This is a genomic window from Peptoanaerobacter stomatis (genome assembly GCF_000238115.1).
GTDB classification, from domain to species: Bacteria; Bacillota; Clostridia; order Peptostreptococcales; family Filifactoraceae; genus Peptoanaerobacter; species Peptoanaerobacter stomatis.
The window spans coordinates 1-21,060 of the sequence record NZ_JH414553.1 but is presented as its reverse complement, the minus strand read 5'-3'; the positions used below and the strand labels follow the sequence as shown (position 1 = coordinate 21,060).

At 30.4% G+C, this 21,060-nt stretch carries 17 protein-coding genes; 4 read left to right on the top strand and 13 right to left on the bottom strand.

The annotated features are described in order from the left end of the window. Positions 1-83 precede the first annotated feature (83 nt). Positions 84-506 carry an aspartate carbamoyltransferase regulatory subunit gene (locus HMPREF9629_RS06375; RefSeq protein ID WP_009525553.1) on the top strand — a complete coding sequence of 141 codons (423 nt, stop codon included), beginning with the start codon at positions 84-86 and terminating at the stop codon, positions 504-506. A gap of 93 nt (positions 507-599) precedes the next feature. On the opposite strand, the gene sufU is transcribed toward HMPREF9629_RS06375, so the two are convergent. The 11 genes from sufU to HMPREF9629_RS06320 form a co-directional block, all read right to left on the bottom strand. Continuing rightward, on the bottom strand, positions 600-1,034 hold the full coding sequence (gene sufU, locus HMPREF9629_RS06370) for a Fe-S cluster assembly sulfur transfer protein SufU (RefSeq protein ID WP_009525552.1): 435 nt from the start codon (positions 1,032-1,034) through the stop codon (positions 600-602). Beyond that, on the bottom strand, positions 1,021-2,265 hold the full coding sequence (locus HMPREF9629_RS06365) for a cysteine desulfurase (RefSeq protein WP_009525551.1): 1,245 nt from the start codon (positions 2,263-2,265) through the stop codon (positions 1,021-1,023). The genes sufU and HMPREF9629_RS06365 overlap by 14 nt, the downstream gene beginning before the upstream one ends. Before the next feature lie 6 nt (positions 2,266-2,271). Beyond that, positions 2,272-3,309, bottom strand: a complete 1,038-nt coding sequence (locus HMPREF9629_RS06360) for a SufD family Fe-S cluster assembly protein (protein WP_009525550.1) — start codon at positions 3,307-3,309, stop codon at positions 2,272-2,274. Between the two features lie 9 nt (positions 3,310-3,318). Then, positions 3,319-4,728, bottom strand: a complete 1,410-nt coding sequence (gene sufB / locus HMPREF9629_RS06355; protein WP_009525549.1) for a Fe-S cluster assembly protein SufB — start codon at positions 4,726-4,728, stop codon at positions 3,319-3,321. 63 nt (positions 4,729-4,791) lie between these two features. Continuing rightward, positions 4,792-5,532 (bottom strand): Fe-S cluster assembly ATPase SufC, encoded by a 741-nt coding sequence (sufC, locus tag HMPREF9629_RS06350; RefSeq protein WP_009525548.1) that lies wholly within the window; start codon positions 5,530-5,532, stop codon positions 4,792-4,794. Between the two features lie 465 nt (positions 5,533-5,997). Next, complete coding sequence (gene hcp, locus HMPREF9629_RS06345) at positions 5,998-7,638, bottom strand: hydroxylamine reductase (RefSeq protein ID WP_009525547.1); 1,641 nt, start codon at positions 7,636-7,638, stop codon at positions 5,998-6,000. 277 nt (positions 7,639-7,915) lie between these two features. Next, positions 7,916-8,614 carry a Crp/Fnr family transcriptional regulator gene (locus HMPREF9629_RS06340; protein WP_009525546.1) on the bottom strand — a complete coding sequence of 233 codons (699 nt, stop codon included), beginning with the start codon at positions 8,612-8,614 and terminating at the stop codon, positions 7,916-7,918. Between the two features lie 219 nt (positions 8,615-8,833). Continuing rightward, entirely contained in the window at positions 8,834-9,667 is an 834-nt protein-coding gene (locus HMPREF9629_RS06335; protein WP_009525545.1) for a DUF6734 family protein, read from the bottom strand. Between the two features lie 37 nt (positions 9,668-9,704). Then, the gene (locus HMPREF9629_RS06330; RefSeq protein WP_009525544.1) at positions 9,705-10,271 is read right to left on the bottom strand and encodes a hypothetical protein; all 567 of its coding nucleotides are present in this window, start codon (positions 10,269-10,271) and stop codon (positions 9,705-9,707) included. Positions 10,272-10,599: 328 nt separating this feature from the next. Beyond that, positions 10,600-11,433: a 16S rRNA (cytidine(1402)-2'-O)-methyltransferase gene (gene rsmI / locus HMPREF9629_RS06325; RefSeq protein WP_009525543.1), complete on the bottom strand. Its 834-nt coding sequence runs from the start codon at positions 11,431-11,433 to the stop codon at positions 10,600-10,602. A gap of 16 nt (positions 11,434-11,449) precedes the next feature. After that, on the bottom strand, positions 11,450-13,231 hold the full coding sequence (locus HMPREF9629_RS06320; RefSeq protein ID WP_009525542.1) for a heme NO-binding domain-containing protein: 1,782 nt from the start codon (positions 13,229-13,231) through the stop codon (positions 11,450-11,452). Positions 13,232-13,644: 413 nt separating this feature from the next. On the opposite strand from HMPREF9629_RS06320, the gene metG reads away from it, so the two are divergent. The 3 genes from metG to HMPREF9629_RS06305 all read left to right on the top strand — a co-directional run bounded on the left by metG (position 13,645) and on the right by HMPREF9629_RS06305 (position 17,457). Continuing rightward, positions 13,645-15,585: a methionine--tRNA ligase gene (metG, locus tag HMPREF9629_RS06315; RefSeq protein ID WP_009525541.1), complete on the top strand. Its 1,941-nt coding sequence runs from the start codon at positions 13,645-13,647 to the stop codon at positions 15,583-15,585. 193 nt (positions 15,586-15,778) lie between these two features. Further along, positions 15,779-16,549, top strand: coding sequence for a TatD family hydrolase (locus tag HMPREF9629_RS06310; protein WP_009525540.1), 771 nt, complete (start codon positions 15,779-15,781; stop codon positions 16,547-16,549). A gap of 14 nt (positions 16,550-16,563) precedes the next feature. Next, complete coding sequence (locus HMPREF9629_RS06305) at positions 16,564-17,457, top strand: DUF368 domain-containing protein (RefSeq protein WP_009525539.1); 894 nt, start codon at positions 16,564-16,566, stop codon at positions 17,455-17,457. A 381-nt stretch (positions 17,458-17,838) separates the two neighbouring features. Here HMPREF9629_RS06305 and HMPREF9629_RS06300 read toward each other — a convergent pair whose 3' ends face one another. Together HMPREF9629_RS06300 and HMPREF9629_RS06295 are read right to left on the bottom strand one after the other, a co-directional pair. Continuing rightward, complete coding sequence (locus HMPREF9629_RS06300) at positions 17,839-19,164, bottom strand: sodium-dependent transporter (protein ID WP_009525538.1); 1,326 nt, start codon at positions 19,162-19,164, stop codon at positions 17,839-17,841. Positions 19,165-19,400: 236 nt separating this feature from the next. Further along, entirely contained in the window at positions 19,401-20,783 is a 1,383-nt protein-coding gene (locus HMPREF9629_RS06295; RefSeq protein ID WP_009525537.1) for a tyrosine phenol-lyase, read from the bottom strand. Positions 20,784-21,060 lie beyond the last annotated feature (277 nt).

The window sequence follows — 21,060 nt, the reverse complement described above, 5'->3', positions numbered from 1 at the left end:
AATTTTTCAATAAAGATGTATGCAAAAACAATTATCCATTATTCTATATAAATAGTATTACAAATTAAAATTAGGAGGCAATTATGAATGTAGATGGTGTAAATAACGGTATTGTACTTGACCATATAAAAGCAGGTCTAAGTATGAAGATATATAAATTGCTCGGATTGGACAAATTGACTTGTACGGTAGCTATAATTCAGCATGTAAGCAGTACAAAATACGGAAAAAAAGATATAATAAAAATAGATGAAGATATAGAATTGGATTTTGATGTATTGGGTTATATAGACAGCAATATTACTGTAAACAAGGTAAAAGACGGTAAGTTGTCCAGTAAAGTACACCTATCTTTGCCTGAAACACTTAAAGACGTAGTAATTTGTAAAAATCCGCGTTGTATAACTTCTGTTGAACAAGAAATAGTCCATACTTTCAAATTGGTTGACAGAGATAAAAAAGTTTACAGATGCGCTTATTGTGATTCAGAACATATAGCAAGATAATATTTTAAATCCGTAAAAAAGTTCCTAAAAATAGTATTCACTATAATTTAGGAACTTTTTTATAAACTTATATTTTCAGATAATTCACTCTTATTAATTTTTTGTTATCATATCATTTAAGGTATGCCATGCAAGTACTGCACATTTTACTCTTGCCGGCATATTACTTATATTTCTGAGAGCCTCTGCATCTTCCAGTTTTTCAAGAGTTTCATCATCAGTTATCTCACGTCTTATCATACCTAAAAATATTTCACACAATTCTTTTGCTTCTTCAATGGTTTTTCCTCTTAAAAGGTCGCACATTATTGATGCGGATGCTTGAGATATTGCACATCCTACACCTGTAAAAGCAAGATCTTGTATATTTTTCTTATCATCACTCAATTTTACCTGCAATGTTATTTCATCACCACAGCTTGGGTTATGTCCCGGCTCGGACATATCATAACTTTCCAAATCATGTTTATTTTTTTTGCTCTTTGAGTGCTCCAATATTATTTGCTGATATATATCATTCAAGTCCATAACCGAGTGTCCTCCTTACATCTTCAAGGTGTGTCAAGAATTCGTCAATTTCTTGTTTTGTATTATAAAAAGATATTGATGCTCTACAGCTTGCATTTATTTTTAAATATTTGTGAAGAGGCATTGCACAGTGATGACCGCTTCTTACAGCTATATTAAAATTATCAAGTATAGATGCCACATCATGAGGATGTATTTCTTTTACATTAAACGCTATGGCACTGCCTACATTTTTTGCATTTTGCGGATAATATATGTCTATATACGGTATTTTATTAAGCTGTGATACTGCATACTCGCTCAACTGTCTTTCTCTTTCATATATGTTATCCATACCTATAGCTTCCATATACTCTATTGCTTTTGCAAGTCCTATAGCACCGCCTACATTCATAGTACCGGCTTCAAATCTTGTAGGAGAAAGTGTAAATGTAGAGTGGTCTTCATAAACATACTCTATCATCTCTCCTCCATACATAAATGGTTTCATATTGTCAAGTATATCTTTTTTTCCGTATAATATACCTATTCCCATAGGTGACAGCATTTTATGTCCTGAAATAGCAAAGAAATCACAATTTATTTTTTGCATATCAACTTTTTTATGTGGAGCGAGCTGTGCACCGTCAACAACTACTATAGCTCCATTTTTATGAGAGAGCTCTACTATTTTTTCGATATCAGGCATACAAGATGTAACATTTGATGCGCCTGTAACAGATACCAATTTTGTTTTTGAAGTAAGCTTATTTTCAAAATCTGTCATATCAACACTGAAATTGTCGTCAAGATATACTATTTTCAATTTAGCACCTGTTTTTTCAGCTACATAGTGCCAAGTTGTAAAGTTGCTGTGATGTTCCAGTATTGTTATCAATATTTCATCATCTTTTTTCAGATTTTCAAGCGCATAACTATATGCTATCAAATTCAAACTTTCTGTCGTATTTCTTGTGAATATTATTTCATCTGAAGATTTTGCATTTATAAACTTTGCTATTGAGCTTCTTGCATTTTCATACGCCTCTGTAGCCTTGACAGTCAAATAATGCGCCCCTCTATGAGGGTTTGCATTTTGATACTTATAATAATCGCTCAATGCATCTATTACACAGTTTGGCTTTTGTGAAGTAGCAGCATTATCTAAATATATTATCTTTCTTCCCAATTTTTGCTCATCCAAATAAGAAAAATCTTCTCTTATTTTAACAATCTTATCATCTAATAACATAGTATCCTACCTTCTTGTCATTTTTTCTTTAAGATTTTCAAGCAATGTATCTCTAAGCTTTGTATCCGGTAATTTATCAATTACTGGTACTAATCTCGCTTCTACTATAAGGCTTGTAGCCTCGTCTCTGGAAAATCCTCTACTCATTATATAAAACAACATATCCTCATCTATTTGGCCTGCACTTGCGGCATGATTTCCTGTGATGTTTTCTTCACTGCACAAAATTATAGGGAGTGATTTTGATCTTACCGTCTTATCTAAAAGTGTTACATATTCAGACTCAGAGCCTTTTGACGCTCTTGCTCCTCTTTTGAAATCCAATGTTCCTTTAAACACTTTCCTTGATTCATCTTTTTGAACACCGTTTACTGTTATTTGCGATTCACTTTGAGCGCCGAATAAATTTACGTTATAAAGCATATCAAAAGTCTGTTTTTTCTCCAAAAAATATGCTCCATCTATATTAAACACACTCTTATTTCCGTCTACATTGGCTTGACAAGAAAATAATTTATCTCCCATTCCAAGCTCTACCTGATACAAGTTTACATTTGCGTTTTCTTTTGTTATAACTCCTACGCTTTGATATATCTTAGCATTATCATTTTGTCTTGATACCAAAAATATATCTACATTTGCGTTTTCTTTTGCATATACATAAAGTACGGAATTTCTGAATGTCTTTTCATTTTCTTTATTGCTATAATCTATTATAAAACTGCTCTTTGTATTTTTTTCAGCCTGTATCTTTATATCATCAAGCAGTACATCGTTTTTGGCAGATAATTCATACTTTATAGTCTTGTCGGTATCCTTATCCACTTTTATTATATATCTTGCATTTGCTTTTTCATTATTCAGTTGAACCAGCTCTTTATTTACACCTATCTCTAAATTTTTAAACTCTTTATTTAATTCTTCAGCTTTTGAATTATCGTCTACATTTGCATATGGTTTGGGAGTTATATCTTCAAACTCTATATCCGCTTTATTGCCTTTCAGATATCTAAATGTAGGTGATGAGATTACATTTGCTAACATTTTTTCCTCCTAACCATTAGTTCCTTCCAACTCCATATTTATAAGATTATTCATTTCTACAGCATATTCTATCGGCAATTCCTTGGCAACAGGATTTGCAAATCCTCTTACTAACATCGCCCTTGCCTCTTGCTCACTTATACCTCTTGTCATAAGATAAAATATAGAGCTCTCATCTATCTTACCTATTCTCGCCTCATGTCCTATATCTATATCATCAGTATATAAATCTATAACAGGAATAGTATCAGATCTGCTCTCCTCGCTTAGCATTAATGACTCGCAATTTACAGTAGATTTACTTCCGTTTGCATTCTCTGAAGATTTTATAACTCCTCTGAAAACACATACTCCGTTACCTGATGATATACTTTTTGTATTCATCGAAGATTTTGTATTAGGCGCATAGTGGAAAACTTGAGCGCCATTGTCAAGATATTGTCCTTCTCCTGCAAAACTTATAGATGTAAGCTCACTGCTTGCACCTTCACCTATAAGTATAGAAGTTGGATAAAGCATAGATACTTTTGAGCCGAATGAACCTGAAACCCATTCAATTCTACCGTTTTCTTCAACAATGGCCCTCTTTGTATTCAAGTTATACATATTTCTTGACCAGTTTTCTATTGTAGAAAATCTCATAGTCGCATTTTTACCTACAAATATCTCAACACTTCCTGCATGAAGATTAGTAACATCATATTTAGGAGCTGAACACCCTTCTATAAAATGACAATTTGCACCTTCTTCAACTATTATCATAGTATGCTCGAACTGTCCTGCACCCGGAGCATTTAGTCTATAATATGATTGTAAAGGTATATCTACATTTACACCCTTCGGCACATATACAAAACTTCCTCCGGAAAATACAGCGCCATGTAATGCAGCATACTTATGAAGTGTAGGCGGTATTGCTTTTTGGAAATATTTTTTAACTATGTCAGGACATTCTCTTATAGCCGCATCAAAATCTGTATATATAACACCTTGATCAATAAGATATTGTTTAATACTATGATATACTTCTTCAGAGTCATATTGCGCCCCTACACCTGCAAGCGCCTCTTTTTCAGCCTCAGGTATTCCAAGCACATCAAAAGTGTTTCTTATATCGTCAGGAAGAGCATCCCAGTTTGTAGCAAGACCGGCTTTCGGTCTTATATATGTTGTTATTTCAGAAATATCAAATTCAGATAAATCCGGTCCCCATGTAGGGTTTTCAGTTTTATTAAATATTTCGAGAGATTTCAACCTTTTTTCAAGTACCCAATCAGGTTCTTTTTTATTCCTTGATATCTCCCTTACTATATCTTCATTAAGTCCTTTATCAGTTTTTTGTGAATAGGTAAATTCATTTTTTAAATCATAAATTCCCCTATTTATATCAGCTATATATGTCTTTTTCTTAGATTCCATATTTATTAAAATTCCTTTCACTTTTTAAGCTGTGAAACAAGTAATAAAAAGAGCTGTTCTTTATTACAGATTTGAAATATTTTCATATCCGTTTTCTTCTATCTTGTCAATCAATGTTGCATCAGAAGTCCTTATAAGCTCGCCGTCTTTAAGTACATGAACATAGTCGGCTTTAACATTTTTTAATATTTCCTTGTGGTGAGTTATTATTATGATGGCTTTAGTTTCATCAAAAAAATCCTTTATAGCCTCAGACACAATTTTTACAGCATCAACGTCCAAGCCTGAATCTGTTTCATCCAAAAGAGCAAGTTTAGGATTTAATATAGACATTTGCAACATCTCATTTTTTTTCTTCTCTCCACCGGAAAAACCTACATTCACATATCTTTGAGCATAAGAGTTGTCCATTTTTAATGAATCCATTTTTTTAACAAGCTCCTTATGAAATTTAAGCGAACTTCCATAATCTTTCCCTTGAGAATTCAGAGCCTCTTTCAAAAACTCCTCGACATCCACACCTTGTATTTCTTCAGGATTTTGGAAAGACATAAATATTCCTTTTTTTGCACGCTCATCAGTTCTGCTGTCAGTTATATCTTCTCCATCAAAAATTATCTGTCCTTCAGTTACCGTATATTTAGGATGTGCCATTATAACGTTCATAAGTGTTGATTTACCGGCACCGTTAGGTCCCATAAGCACATGTATCTCTCCTGCATTCACAGTCAGATTTATATTTTTTAAAATACTCTTATCTTCTACACTTGCAGATAAATTTTTTATTTCTAAAAGCTTTCCCATTGTCCACCTCATAAAATTGTATTAAATATGATAAATTTTATAAATCATATTCTATAATTAATTCTTGATATAAGATTTATATAAACACATTTTGTCAAACAGCCGAATAAATAACAAAAAATATATATTATTAAGTGTTACACTTATATTGTAAACCTAAAATAACAATATAAAAACATTTTACAAAAACAAAACTAATTATCAATTAATATTGTGCTTAAATTTATTTTTTTTCAAATTATATTTTTAAAAATTCTGTAATAATTGATTTTAAGCTATTTCTTTATATTATATTTTTCAGCTTGTATATTATAGCATATTACTCGGAATTTGTTAAGTGATAAAACACGATTTTTTTACTATGTTTTTAATATACCACTTTTTTAGTATATTATTCTGAATTTGAAATAAAAAATTAAAAATAAAAGCCACTCTATCATAAAATAATAAAGTGACTCTTTCATATTATTCAAAGAATAATTTTATATCGTCTTCTACTGTTCCTATACCTGCTATGCCAAAATTTTCTACAAGAACATTTGCAACTGCAGGTGATAAAAATCCTGGTAGCGTTGGACCTAAATGGATATTTTTAACACCTAAATACAACAATGCAAGTAATACTATTACGGCTTTTTGCTCATACCATGCTATATTGAATACTATAGGCAATTTATTTATATCGTCAAGCTCAAATACTTCTTTCAATTTTAATGCTATTACAGCTAATGAATATGAATCATTACATTGTCCTGCATCAAGTACTCTTGGTATTCCTCCTATGTCTCCAAGATTAAGTTTATTGTATCTGTATTTTGCACATCCTGCTGTCAATATTACCGCATCTTTTGGCAAAGCTTCTGCAAACTGCGTATAATAACTTCTACCTTTTTGTCTTCCGTCACATCCGCCCATAACTACAAATTTTTTGATTGCTCCTGTTTTGACAGCTTCAACAACTTTATCTGCAAGTGCAAATACTTGATTATGTGCAAACCCTCCTACTATATATCCTGTTTCTATTTCTTTAGGTGCAGGACATTTCTTTGCGTGTTCTATAAGCTCAGAAAAATCTTTATGCTCTCCCGGTTCTCCCTCTATATGTTTACATCCCGGATATCCAGCTGCGCCTGTTGTATACATTCTATCTTTATAACTGTCTTTTGGTGGTACGATACAATTTGTAGTCATAAGTATAACTCCGTTGAAATTTTCAAAATCATCTTTTTGAGCATACCATGCTCCACCATAGTTACCTACAAAGTTAGGATATTTTTTAAGCTCCGGATAATAATTTGCCGGTAACATTTCACTGTGAGTATAAACATCTACGCCTGTGCCTTGAGTTTGTTCAAGCAACATTTTCATATCAAATAAATCATGCCCTGAAATCAATATTCCCGGATTTTTTCCAACACCTATATTTACTTTTGTTATTTCAGGATGACCATATGTTGATGTGTTTGCACCGTCTAAAAGTGCCATACCTTTTACACCGAATTCTCCTGTTTTAAGTGTAAGTGCTACAAGCTCATCTAAAGTCTTATTTTCATCAAGCAATTGTTCAAGTGTATCTTGTATAAATGCATCCACTTCTTCATCGTCTTTTCTGAGGTTGTTGGCATGTTTTACATATGCAGCCATACCTTTCAATCCGTAAGTTATAAGTTCTTTTAAGCTTCTTATGTTTTCATCAGCTATTGATAATATACCTATTTTTGCAGCTTTTTCAAGAAGTTTAGCTGCATCTCTTTCATCGTAGAAAACAACTTCTTTTAAACCTTGTTTTTCTTCATCTGATAATTTAGATAAAAGCTCTTTTTTCATATCCATAGTCTTGTGTATTTCTCTAACTATGGCCTCATCGTCAAAATTGGCGTTTGTTATAGTAATAAACAGATTTTTAGTGACCATATGATTTACCTGTTTGGATATTTGCTCGCCTTTTGCTCTTAACTTATTAGCCAATATAGCCAATCCTTTTGTTTGCCAAACAAGCATATCTTGAAGATTTGCTACATCCGCTGTCTTTCCGCACACACCTTTTACTGTACAACCTTTATTTCCGGCTGTTTCCTGACATTGATAACAAAACATACTGCTCATAATTTACCTCCGCTTTTACTTTAATCTTAATTTTCTGTAATTTTCAATATTTAAATTTATATAATTTGTTTTTCTTTACTAATTATAAAAAAAATATATATAAATTCCGTATCATTTGTTACAAATTTATAGATTATTTTTAAAAAAATGTCGATAAATTATATCAGATGATTTTTGTAATCAAAAAACTCTTTATATAAGCACAAATCACTTAAATAAAGAGTTTACAATACGTTTGTTTAAAGAGCAAATATTTGTATTATTAACAGTTCAATCATCATATTATTTCTTGCAATTTTTGTATATCCAACACTGTAAATGTATTTTTGTCCAAGTCTATTATGCCTTGATCCTGCATAAGCAACATTTCTCTTGAAAGTGACGGTCTTGTAGTTCCTATAAAATCAGCCAATTCTTCACGTTTAAAAAGCAGATTTATCTTCTTATTTTCTTTACCGTCGCACTCTCTAAGCCTTTGCAACAGATAACTTGCTATTTTTTGCCTTAGCGTAAAACTGCTCAGTATCAACACCTTTTGATTTAGATATAGAGCTTTTCTCGATAAAATTTTAAGCATATTTTGAGTTATTTTATAGTTATAACTCTGAGTTAAACTATCTATGTTCATAAAAAATTCTCTCGGTATAGCAAAAACTTTGGTATTCTTGATAGCTATACAAGAATAATCATATAACTTATCGCTGAAATACACATAAACTTCAGCAAACATAACTCCTACTTCATCAAACCTGTTCATTATCATTCTTTTACCGTTTACATCGGTTTTTTCTATTTGTACCGCTCCGTCTATCAATATATATAGGTTTCTCGGCTCGTCTTCCTGATAAAACAGATATTCATCTTTTTTTAAACTAATTAATCTTGTTTTTGAAAATTCAATTATATCTTTTAATTCCTGCTCTGTAACGTTCTCAAAAAGTATAGATTTTTTCAAAATATTATTTATATTATCCATTTATTTTCTCCAAGATAAAGTTATAATAATACTAAATTAAATAGCACTTATAATAAATCAAAAATATAATTGCTTTATAATATTTTTTGAACAGACTGACACTAAAAAACTATTGAAAGCCATGTAATTGTATCACACCAAAATTATCTATACTCTCAAATTATAATTTCATCATATAAAATATTCGACATTATAAATGATTGTTAGTATAAGTATAAATCAATCCATATATTTATAAAAAAATGCTTTATCCATAAGCAAGGCACTTTCTTTAGGAAAATCTTTAATGATTCTGTTTACACATCTCTTGCAAAACTTGTAGTTTTCACTTTCATTTTGAGCCAATACATTTTTATATCCCCATATATGTGTAAAATTATCTTGATTCCCTATAGCCTTTGGAAATTCTATCAAATAATCTACATTTATATCTTTTTTCTTTGCACACATGGATAAAAGTCTTTGTTCCGCAAAAACCATATAACATAGTTTGTCATCGCTTTTAGCTGAATTTTTCATAAAATTTATAGCTTCATCACAATAATAATTCTTAAATTCCTCGTCCTGTATGTATAAAAAAGCTGTATTTGAAGGCAAAACGTCCCAGTCAAATTCATCATCAAATGTGTAGTCACGCCTCATATTAAAATAATATTTGTCTTTATAAGTATTGGACATTATAGGCTCACTATGTATAGCTGCTATTTTTTTATCAGACAGTTCATCTTCCATATTGTTCCATACTATCATATCCAAATCTATCATTGCTATAGGAGTGTTTTGAGATTTTAACGCAAAAATTTTAGCGCCTGCCCAAAACATCTCATAATCTATATCTTCTTCTTTTAATAATTCTATGTCATCCCATATATATTCTAAAAAATTGTCCTTTATATATTTTAAAGCACATTCATCTAATACAAGTTTTATATTACCACAATTTTTTCGCCATTGAAGCGCGGACAATATCATAGTCAATATTTGATAGTCTTGCATATAAAACTCCTGATTATAAAATGCAGGTTTACTGCATATACAATGAAAAGCATTCATGTCTACTCCTCCAATATCAATTCAGATAAAGAATTGTCTATATAAGCTCCAATCCGTATCCCATAACAAAAAAACTCTGTTTTATATCACAAGAAGTGTATTGATATTCATTTTTATATATAGTTCTTAGCCTATTTTTATACATTTCCAAATTTACAAAAAGGGATACATTGTTGTAAGTACAGGCGTAAAAGCTATTGTATAAACTGTACGCATTTGCAAATGAACCGTATGAACCATAAGAATTGTACGAATTATATGAATTGTAAGAGTTATATGAGCTGTATGAGTTATAACTGTTATATGAGTTATACGAATTATAACTCCCATACGAAAAATAACTGTTATAACTGCCGTTAATACTATATTCTTGTATATAGTCATCACTGTTTACAAAAATATCGCTTACATATCTATGTTTCATCTTATATATTCTATCTATGAGACTGCTGCTGTATCTCGGTTTATTTATATAATTATGTTTAAAATATATTTTATTGAAAACGGAATCTGTCATTTTTATATAACAATGCTTATTTTTGAAATCTGTATAGACTTTTTTTAAATGCTCTTTAAATTTACTGCTATGCACTGAAGTATACATAATTATTCACCTTTTTATAATTCGCATAATAATTTTTTTATACTTAAACTAAATCCAATTCAAACTAATACTAAACACCATTACAAAATATAAAATTTCCAATTTTTATATATTTGCCAATTTTAAAAAAATATGATTTTTTTAGATATATAATACAACTTTAATCAGCATTTAATATAAGATATGCTCAAACTGTTTTTCGATAGAGATTGCTAACGTTTTTATAAATATCCACTACAGATATTTATAAAAAAAGTGCTCAAAGTAAAATATATTTGAGCATCATATAAAAATATATTTAATTGAATAATAGTATAATTTCTCCGTATTACTCGGATAACGATGTAGATATATTATATACCCTGTTCTTATTTATATTATACTCTTTTGAAACAAATTTTACAGCATCTTTTGTAGATAAACCGGAATCTGTTTTTTCTTTTAAAATTGAGATTATTTCATCATCAGATAATACTTGCTCTTGCTTTATATCCTTATTACCTTCAATTATTAATATGAGCTCTCCTATAAGTTCTTTTTTTTCATAATTTAACATATAATCCAAAGTTTGTAAATCTGTTCTTATATATTCTTCAAATTTTTTACTTATTTCTCTTGCTATTACTGTTTTTCTGTTTAAAAATACCTCATAGAGTTGTTTGACTGTCTGTTTTATTCTGTGTGGCGACTCGTATATTATAAGGGTTTCTTCTTTTTTTAATAATTTTTCCAACTGTGCTTTTTTCTTACCGTTTTCTCTCTCTAAAAAACCTACAAATGTAAAACTTCTTGTATCTAAACCGGAGTTTACAAGTGCAACTACCATAGCGCTTGCACCGGGTAAAGTTGTAACTTGAACGCCGTTTTCTATACAAAGCTGTATTAATTTTGAGCCCGGATCCGATATTCCGGGCATTCCTGCGTCCGATACATATGCTATATTCTTACCTGATTTTATTTTTTCTATAACTTCATCACTCTTCATATTTTCATTATGCTCGTGTAATGAAAATAACGGTTTTTTAATCTCATAATGATTCAGCAATTTTATTGTATGTCTTGTGTCTTCACAATATATTTCATCTGCAAATCTTAATGTATTTAAAGTCCTTATTGTTATATCTTCAAGATTTCCTATAGGTGTAGGGCATATATACAGCATAATTTATTCCTTTTATCTAAAGTTTATATTCTGAAAGCATCTTGTCAAATTGACCTATTGCAGATTCAAAATTTCTTATTCCTAAAACAAGTTTATTCAATTCTCTTGAATAACTGTTTACATTATCTTTTGCAGACTGTGCCAAGTTTGCATTATCACCTGCCGTTTCTGATAACATATTCATATCCTCAAGTATATTTTTCAAATTTTGAGCCTGTTTTTCCAACTTATCGGCTGACAATGACATTTGCATTGATATTTTTCCTATTTGAGCGTTTGATATTTTTGTTATATCCATAGATTCTTTTATGGTTTGTGTACCTGATTGCAATATTTCATTTTGTTCATATATCTCGGATACCATAACTTCTATATCACTTAAAAAATTAAATATGTTATCTTTTATCTTTGTAGCAGCTTGCTCCGATTTTTGTGCCAATTCCCTTACTTCTTCCGCCACAACTGCAAATCCTTTACCCGCTTCACCTGCTCTTGCGGCTTCTATCGATGCATTTAACGCAAGCAAGTTTGTCTGATATGATATGCTTGATACGAAAGATGCTATGTCTTCTATTTCTTTACCGTTTGATTTTAATCTGTCACTGTTTTCTTTTAAACTTTCAAATTTATCAACTATAAATTGTAAATTTTTCGTAGTTTCATTTAACTTTTCAAATGATTTAGTAGTTGTCTGCACAGCTTTTTCAACTTCAGCTTTATTGTTCATCTCCGTTTTTGACAATTCTATTATATTTTCTACATTATCAGAAAGCATAGAAACATTTTTTTCAGTATAATTTGACTGTTCCAAAGACTTTTCATTTAACCTGTCAACAGATTTTGATATTTCCGCACTGGTTTCTTGCATTGCATTTGATATTTCAAGCAAATCCCCTGAAAATGATGCCATTTCTCCAGTCATACTTGATAAATCTATAAAACCTTCCGCAAATTTTTCCTTATGCTCTTTTATACTGTCAAATATCTCGTTATATTCATCATATGTGTTATATTTTTTGCGGGAAATATAATTTTTATCGGATAATTTATCAATTTCATTTTTCATGTCTTCAACAGGAGTCATAAGAACTTTACTTCCTATAAGGGCAAGCAAGGCTGATATAACTGATATTACAAAAGGATTTTTTATAAATATTGATAAAATTAATGCCGGTATTAAAGAAAATAAAAATATTTTTATAGGCTGATTTTTTATAAATCCTAATGACAAGATTTTCCCGAATAAATAATTTTTATGCTCCATAAGTTCATAATCAAAAGATAATTTTAAAACTAAAATACCGTTACCTCTTGATAATTCTTCAATTTTTACGTTTTCATTAAAATGCTTTTTAGTTCCTTCTAAAAGTCCGATAAGATAATCAAACATATTTCTGCCGGACTTATATGTCATAGTAGCCTCTTTTTTGCCCACTATCTCTATATCCAATATAGGAGGATTTGAGCCTGATATCCTTTTTCTGACAACTTGGTGTATATTATTTAATGAACACAAGAATAAAAACATATTCGCCTTGTTGAAAAATACAGGATACCATTTAAAAAACTCTTTTATATTATCCTCTCCAATCATTCTCCACAGATTTGATTCGGTGATATTATAATGCTGTGCTACTGCACCTGTCATCTTATATACAATACCATCTTCCACATTTTCAAGAGGAGATATGGCTCTTGCAGGATCCATACCTATACTTCTTATAATATCATTTATCTCATTCTCCCCATATATACCTTTGAGAGTGTTTATCCAGAGTTTTACAACAGTACCTTTCATAGCTCATTCTTTCCTTTCATTGTTAAAAAACGCAATATTATAAGTTATTTATATACATTTATACAAAAAATAAACATTTTACATACAAGTTATTTTTTATTAAACATTTTAGCATGTATTTGTATTTTACAAATTTCATTCTTTTTACAAAAATTCTTGTATTATTTCATATTTTTTTGTATTATAATTATGTTGTAAATTTAAAATATAGATTTATTTTTTTAATAAAGAGTAAATTGAAATTATGCTTATTTTCAGATACTAATTACTTTTTTAGTATAATTAATATCGAAAGTTAATAGAATAATGGATAGCATTATTTTTAAATATTCAAAAGTAAACTACAATCAAAATAAAAAATATCCATTAATTAAAAGGATATTAGTATAAATATTAAATTTGGAGGAAAAATAATGTGTGAAAAAAAGAAATTTTATATAACAACTCCCATATATTATCCAAGCGGCAGACTTCATATAGGACACACATATACTACTGTTGCAACAGATGCAATATCAAGATATAAAAGATTTACAGGTTATGATGTCAGATTTTTGACAGGTACTGATGAGCATGGCGAAAAAATACAAAAAAAAGCCGCTGAATTAGGACTTGAACCTAAAGTATATCTTGACGGTATGATAGCAGACATAAAAAAACTTTGGGAAACTATGGAAATATCCTATGACGATTTCATAAGAACAACTGAAGAAAGACACGAAAAAGCCGTACAAAAAATATTTCAAACTCTATATGATAAAGGAGATATATATTTAGGTGAATATGAAGGAAATTACTGTGTTCCTTGTGAGTCATTCTGGACAGATTCACAATTAGTAGACGGTAAGTGTCCCGACTGCCACAGAAAAGTACAAAAAAGAAAAGAGACTTCTTATTTTTTCAGATTGTCAAAATATGGCGAAAGATTGAAAAAACATTTTTTAGAAAATCCTGATTTCTGTTTCCCTGAAAGCCGTAAAAATGAAATGCTCAGCAATTTCATAGACAAAGGTCTTGAAGATTTGTCAGTATCCCGTTCGTCATTTGATTGGGGTATAAAAGTTCCTTTTGATGAAAAACACGTTATTTATGTGTGGGTGGATGCACTTTCCAATTATATAACAGCACTCGGATACGACAGTGATGATGACAGTTTATTTCAAAAATATTGGCCTGCCGATGTGCATTTAGTAGGAAAAGAGATCGTAAGATTTCACAGTATAATCTGGCCTGCACTCTTAATGGCTCTTGATGTACCTCTTCCTAAAAAAATATACGGTCACGGCTGGATATTATTTTCCGATGACAAGATGAGCAAGTCAAAAGGAAACATAGTATATCCCGAACCTATAATTGAAAGATACGGAATTGACAGTTTAAAATATTTCTTACTGAGGGAATTCACTTTCGGTCAGGACGGAAATTATACAAATTCAGCATTTTTAAACAGAATAAACTCCGATCTTGCAAATGATCTCGGCAATTTATTATCAAGAACAGTTTCTATGATAGAAAAATATAATGGTGGCATAATTTTAGAGAAAAAAGAAAATACTCCATATTTTGAAAGCTTATTGGAAGTAGTTAAGGCTATGCCTCAAAAAGTTGACAGCGCTATGAATGAATTGCAATTCAGCGAAGCGTTGGAAGAAATATGGAAAGTTATAAGACGTGCAAACAAATATGTTGACGAAACAATGCCTTGGAAATTAGCAAGAGATGAAAAATCAAAAGAACAATTAAACGCAGTATTGTATGATTTGGCAGAAACGCTCAGAATTGCAACAGTAATGATAAGCCCTATACTTCACTATACTGCAAGCAAAATTTTTGCACAGCTAAATACACCTGAAGATCTTAGAAATTACGAATCTGCACTTACTTACGGATTGACAAAAGGCGGTACGAAAGTACAAAAAGGTGAAATATTATTTCCAAGACTTGACATAGAAAAAGAACTGCAAGTAATGCACGATATGTTCGCACCAAAAGAAGATGTAAAAAAAGAAGAAACATTTAAGGAAAAATCCGAAATAACAATAGACGATTTTGATAAATTGGATTTGAGAGTAGGCAAAATAATAGATGCAAAAAAACATCCTGATGCTGATAAATTATTGGTTTTCCAAATAAAATCAGGAGAGCATACGAGACAAATAATATCAGGAATAGCAAAATTCTATAAACCTGAAGATTTAATCGGAAAAAATATAGTTTACGTTGCAAATCTGAAACCTCGAAAACTTAAAGGTTTAGTATCACATGGAATGATATTGTCGGCAGCAACAGCAGATGACAAAGATCTTATTGTATTAAATGCAGACGGCATAGACGACAGTGCAACCGTATCATAAATTTTTCTTTTACTGATATTGAGCAATGTTATACATTGCTCTTTTAAATTATATATTTTATACTGATGTCCAATAGAATAAGTATATGAATTCATATAAGAAATTTATAAACAGCATAATATTTTACTAAATTACACAATATTATTTTCTGCCGTTCTATTGATTTTCAGCATTAATTATTTAGGAGATTAAAATGATATTCGATACACACGCTCATCTCGATAGTGAGGATTTTGAAAAAGATTTAGATGCAGTTATCAAAAATCTGAAAGACAATGACATATCTCTTTTAGTAAATCCAGGTTGTGATTTAGACACATCAAAAAAATCCGTCGAGTTATCCAATAAATATAATTTTATATATAGCGCTGTAGGATTTCACCCACACGAAGCAAAATATATGAACGATGATAATTTTCAAAAAATAGAAAAAATGGCTGTAGAAGAAAATAAAGTTGTTGCAATAGGTGAAATAGGTCTTGATTATTACTATGACTTTTCTCCAAGAGATATACAGCACGAAGTGTTTATAAAACAAATAGAGCTTGCAAACAAACTTAATTTACCATTCATAATACATTCAAGAGATGCCTCAAATGACACATATGAAGTGTTGAAAAAACATAAAAAAAATGCAGATTGTGTCTTGCACTGCTATTCACAAAGTAAAGAAATGGCAAAATTATATCTCGATTTAGGTTGCTATCTATCATTTGCAGGTCCTGTAACTTTTAAAAAATCCACCAACCTTCAAGAAGTTGCAAAATATGCACCACTTGACAGAATATTTATAGAAACAGACTCTCCATATCTTTCTCCGGAGCCTAAAAGAGGTAAGAGAAACGAACCTGCCAACGTGAGATATGTAGGACAAAAAATAGCTGAGTTAAAAGGATTAGAAGAAACAGAAATATTCAATATAACGAAACAAAATGCAATAAAATTTTTCAAAATAGAAATATAAACAGGAGATAATTAATGATTATAAATATATTCTACGGTTTTTGTATGGCACTTGCCGACAGCGTGCCGGGAGTTTCAGGAGGAACAATAGCTTTTATACTCGGTTTTTATGAAAAGTTATTAGATTCAGTACATTATCTGTTTTCAAAAGAAGATCCAAAAAAAAGAAGTCAAGCTATATATTTTATAGCCAAACTTATAATCGGCTGGATTATAGGAATGGGTATGTCAGTTGCGGTACTTTCCAATTTATTTGAAAGTAAAATATATCTTCTAAGCTCAATATTTTTAGGACTTACATTGTCATCAATTCCATTTGTAATAATATCTGAAAAGAAAAATATACAAGGAAAATATGGAGAAATACTATTTTCCATACTCGGCATAGCTCTTGTAATAACAATATCTTCTCTACGTTCATCTGTACTGAATAATTCATCAATTCATTTTGAATCTCTCAGTGCATCGCAATTTATATATGTGTTCATATCAGGTATGATTGCCATAACTGCAATGGTCTTGCCGGGAATATCAGGCTCTACACTGCTTCTTATATTCGGTGTTTATGTTCCTACAATTACAGCTGTAAAAGAGTTTATTACATTTAATTTTTCAGTAATATGGGGGCTTATGGCATTAGGTCTCGGAATACTGTTTGGGCTTGCCATTTCTATTAAAACCATACGCTTGACACTTAAAAATCACAAAAGTAAGATGATTTATTTTATAACAGGTTTGATGATAGGCTCATTATATGCCATATCTATGGGCCCTACAACACTGAAAAATCCATTACCTCAATTAAGTTTTTCAACATTTAACATATTCGGATTTATACTTGGTATAGCAATATTATTAGCCTTGGAATTTATAAGAAGGTATTTGGAAAAAAAATCTTATAATCAGTAGTAACACTTATATATGTTTAATTAATTGGATATGTTTATATAAATTATTTTAACTATACTTAATTTTACTTATACTAAAAACTCATTAAATGACCATATAAATTATATTACAACAAAATTATTGATATTATAAACTCACCAAATATAAAATAATTGGTATTATAAACGGTTATTAGTATTGGCTAATAAATTCTTAAAAACAGAAGTATCCATTATTTTATTAATTTTTAGTATAACTATAAAAAATATTATAATATTTTTATAATTTTTCTTAATAAAAGAGAGTAGCCGCTTTTTTAGCAGATACCCTCTTTTTTTAATTTGAATTTAAACTTGTACTTTTATTATATAATCATAATTTAATAATTACACTTTAAATAATTTAGAAAGAAATACCTTTAACCAATGCTATTATACAAAGTATAAGTGCTAAAGGAACATATATAAATTTACCTATTAAATACCAAGACTCTGATACAGGTTTTTTTGCACCTTTGTTTATTTCATCGATCAAATCTTCTTTTTTCATAACCCAGAACCAAGATATCGCACCAAGTGTAGCACCTATCGGTATGATATATATTGATACTATATCCATCCAAGGTCCCCATTTATATATAGGCTCCATAAATACTCCTATACCCATGCATATTACAAACAATCCTGCAAGTATATAATTTCTTTTTATATTAGGTAAACGGAAATTTACTGATTCCAAAACAACTTCAAGCATATTTTGAAGTGATGATATTCCACCGAATACAACTGCAAGGTAAAGAACTATAGCAAATAATCTTCCTCCGGGCATATCTTGCAAAATAGTCGGTAGAGTAACAAACAATAATCCCGGTCCGCCTGCCGGATCTTGATTATATGCAAAGCATGCAGGTATCATAACAAGCGCTGCAACCATAGCGGCTATTGTATCAAATAATGCTGTACTTTTTGCTCCATCTATTACGTCTTCAGCATCTGACAAATATGCTCCATAAACTATCATACCGCTACCTGTAACTGAAAGTGAGAAAAATGCTTGTCCCATTGCCCATACCCAAACCATAGGGTCTGCAAGTTTACTCCAATCAGGAATAAATATGTATTTATAACCTTCGATTGCTCCCGGCAACATAGCTATTCTTATTGCCATAAACACGAATAATATGAAAAATAACGGCATCATTATCTTATTACTTTTTTCAATACTTTCTGCCCCGAATATAAGTGTAAGCAATGTTATTATAAGAATCGCCAAGTGTAGAGGTACAACTGAAAAATCCTTCATTGCAAATGATTCAAACCATTCACCGGGAACTACAGTCATTATACTGCCTGTTATAGATTGCAACAATCCTTTTAGTACATATGATATTATTACGGCATATCCTATGGCAATACACATTGAACCCGCAAGTGGCAACCAACCTACATTTTTACCTATTGCATTATCTTGTCCGCCTGATTTCCAAGCCATTGTATATGCTCCGACAGTACCTGTCTTAGCTCTTCTACCTACTGCATATTCAGTAGACAGTCCTACATAACTGAATATAACTATAAATATTAAATATGCTATTAAAAAGGCTGAGCCTCCCATACTTCCAAGCTTATATGGAAATCCCCAAACATTAGCCATACCGACTGCTGAACCTACACATGCAAGCACAAATCCCCATTTAGACTTAAATTGTTTGTCACTATTATTACCCATTACTAACCCTCCTTGCTTTTTGTAAAGATTATAAATAAAAAAATATTAAAATCGTTTGCCATATAAAAATATTTAATGCCTATATATTAATAAAACTCAATTCTCGCACTTATATTCAGTTAAGTCTTTTTAATTACTATAATAAATGAATTGTGCGAAAATTGAGTAAACTTATAATAAATAATAAACTAATTATATATAGCTTTTTATAAAGCTGTTGTTTTAATCAAGTTATATTATTCAGCTATATCAAATTTTGCTGTGAAGAAACGTAATTGTTTTGGTTCATAAACGAATTTCAACGGTTTTATATCTTCTTTATGTTTGAATAGTTTTATACAAGCTTCAGCAACTATATCCATATGAGCATATGTGTATACTCTTCTTGGTATAGTAAGTCTTACTGTTTCAAGTTTCGGTTTATGGTTTTCACCTGTTTTTGCATCTCTACCTGCAGAAACTATTCCTCTTTCCATTGAACGAACACCTGCTTCAACATATAATGCTGCTGCTAATGATTGTGCAGGGAATTGTTCTTGATTTAGATGTGGACAGAATCTTCTTGCATCAAGGAATACAGCGTGTCCTCCAACAGGTTCTACTATTGGTATTCCTGCTTCTTTTAATCTATCTCCTAAGTAACGAACTTGTTTAACTCTGTGTTCTATATATTCAAATTGCATAGCTTCTCTAAATCCTATAGCTATAGCTTGCATATCACGTCCTGACATACCGCCGTATGAAGGCATACCTTCAAATACAACAACTATTTCTTTAGCTTTTCCGAATAATTCGTCATCATTTATAGCTAAGAATCCACCTATGTTTACTATACCGTCTTTTTTACCTGAGCAAGTAGCTCCGTCAGAATAACTGAACATTTCGTGGCATATTTCTTTTATAGTTTTATCTTGATATCCTTCTTCTTGTTCTTTTATAAAGTATGCGTTTTCTACACAACGAGTAGCATCATAGAATACTTTAACTCCGTATTTGTCTGCAACTTTTCTTACTTCTTTCATATTTTTCATAGAAACAGGTTGTCCACCTGCTAAGTTTACTGTTACTGCCAAGCAAACATAAGCTATGTTTTCAGGTCCTTTTTCTTTTATTATACTTTCCATTTTTTCTACGTCTATATCACCTTTGAAAGGTATGTCTATAGTAGCATCATGTGCTTCTTGACGGATTATATCCATGAATATACCGCCATTTCTTTCTTGATGGTAACGAGTAGTTGTGAAATACATATTTCCAAGTACATATTGTCCCGGTTTTATAGCTATTGTAGAAAGTATATTTTCTGCTCCACGTCCTTGGTGAGTAGGAACAACATGCTTAAATCCAAATAATTCTTTTATAGTTGATTCTAAGAATACCCAGTTTTTAGATCCTGCATATGCTTCATCACCTATCATCATTCCTGCCCATTGAGAATCAGACATAGCGTTTGTTCCGCTGTCTGTCAATAAATCTATGTAGCAATCCTCAGATTTTAAGTTAAATGTATTATATCCAGCTTCTTTTATAGCAGCTATTCTTTCTTCTTTAGAAATCATTTTCACAGGTTCAACAACTTTAATCTTAAAAGGTTCTGCAGGGTATTTTGAAAAGTCCATAATTTTTTCCTCCTAAAAAATCAAAAAAATTTAAATTAAAAAGTTAATATGTATAATGCATTGTGCTTTATGCAAATATAATAACTCTTTCTTTCATTTTTGTCAAGTAGGAAAATATTTTTTTCAATAATTTTTTTATTTTTTTAATGATAAATTGTCAAGATAAGTGCAACACTTTTACGTATGTTTTTTCATAATAACATTAAAAAATAATTATGTATTCTATAAATTGAAGAATAAAAATTTGTTTTTCATCTATAACACAAAAAACTACTGT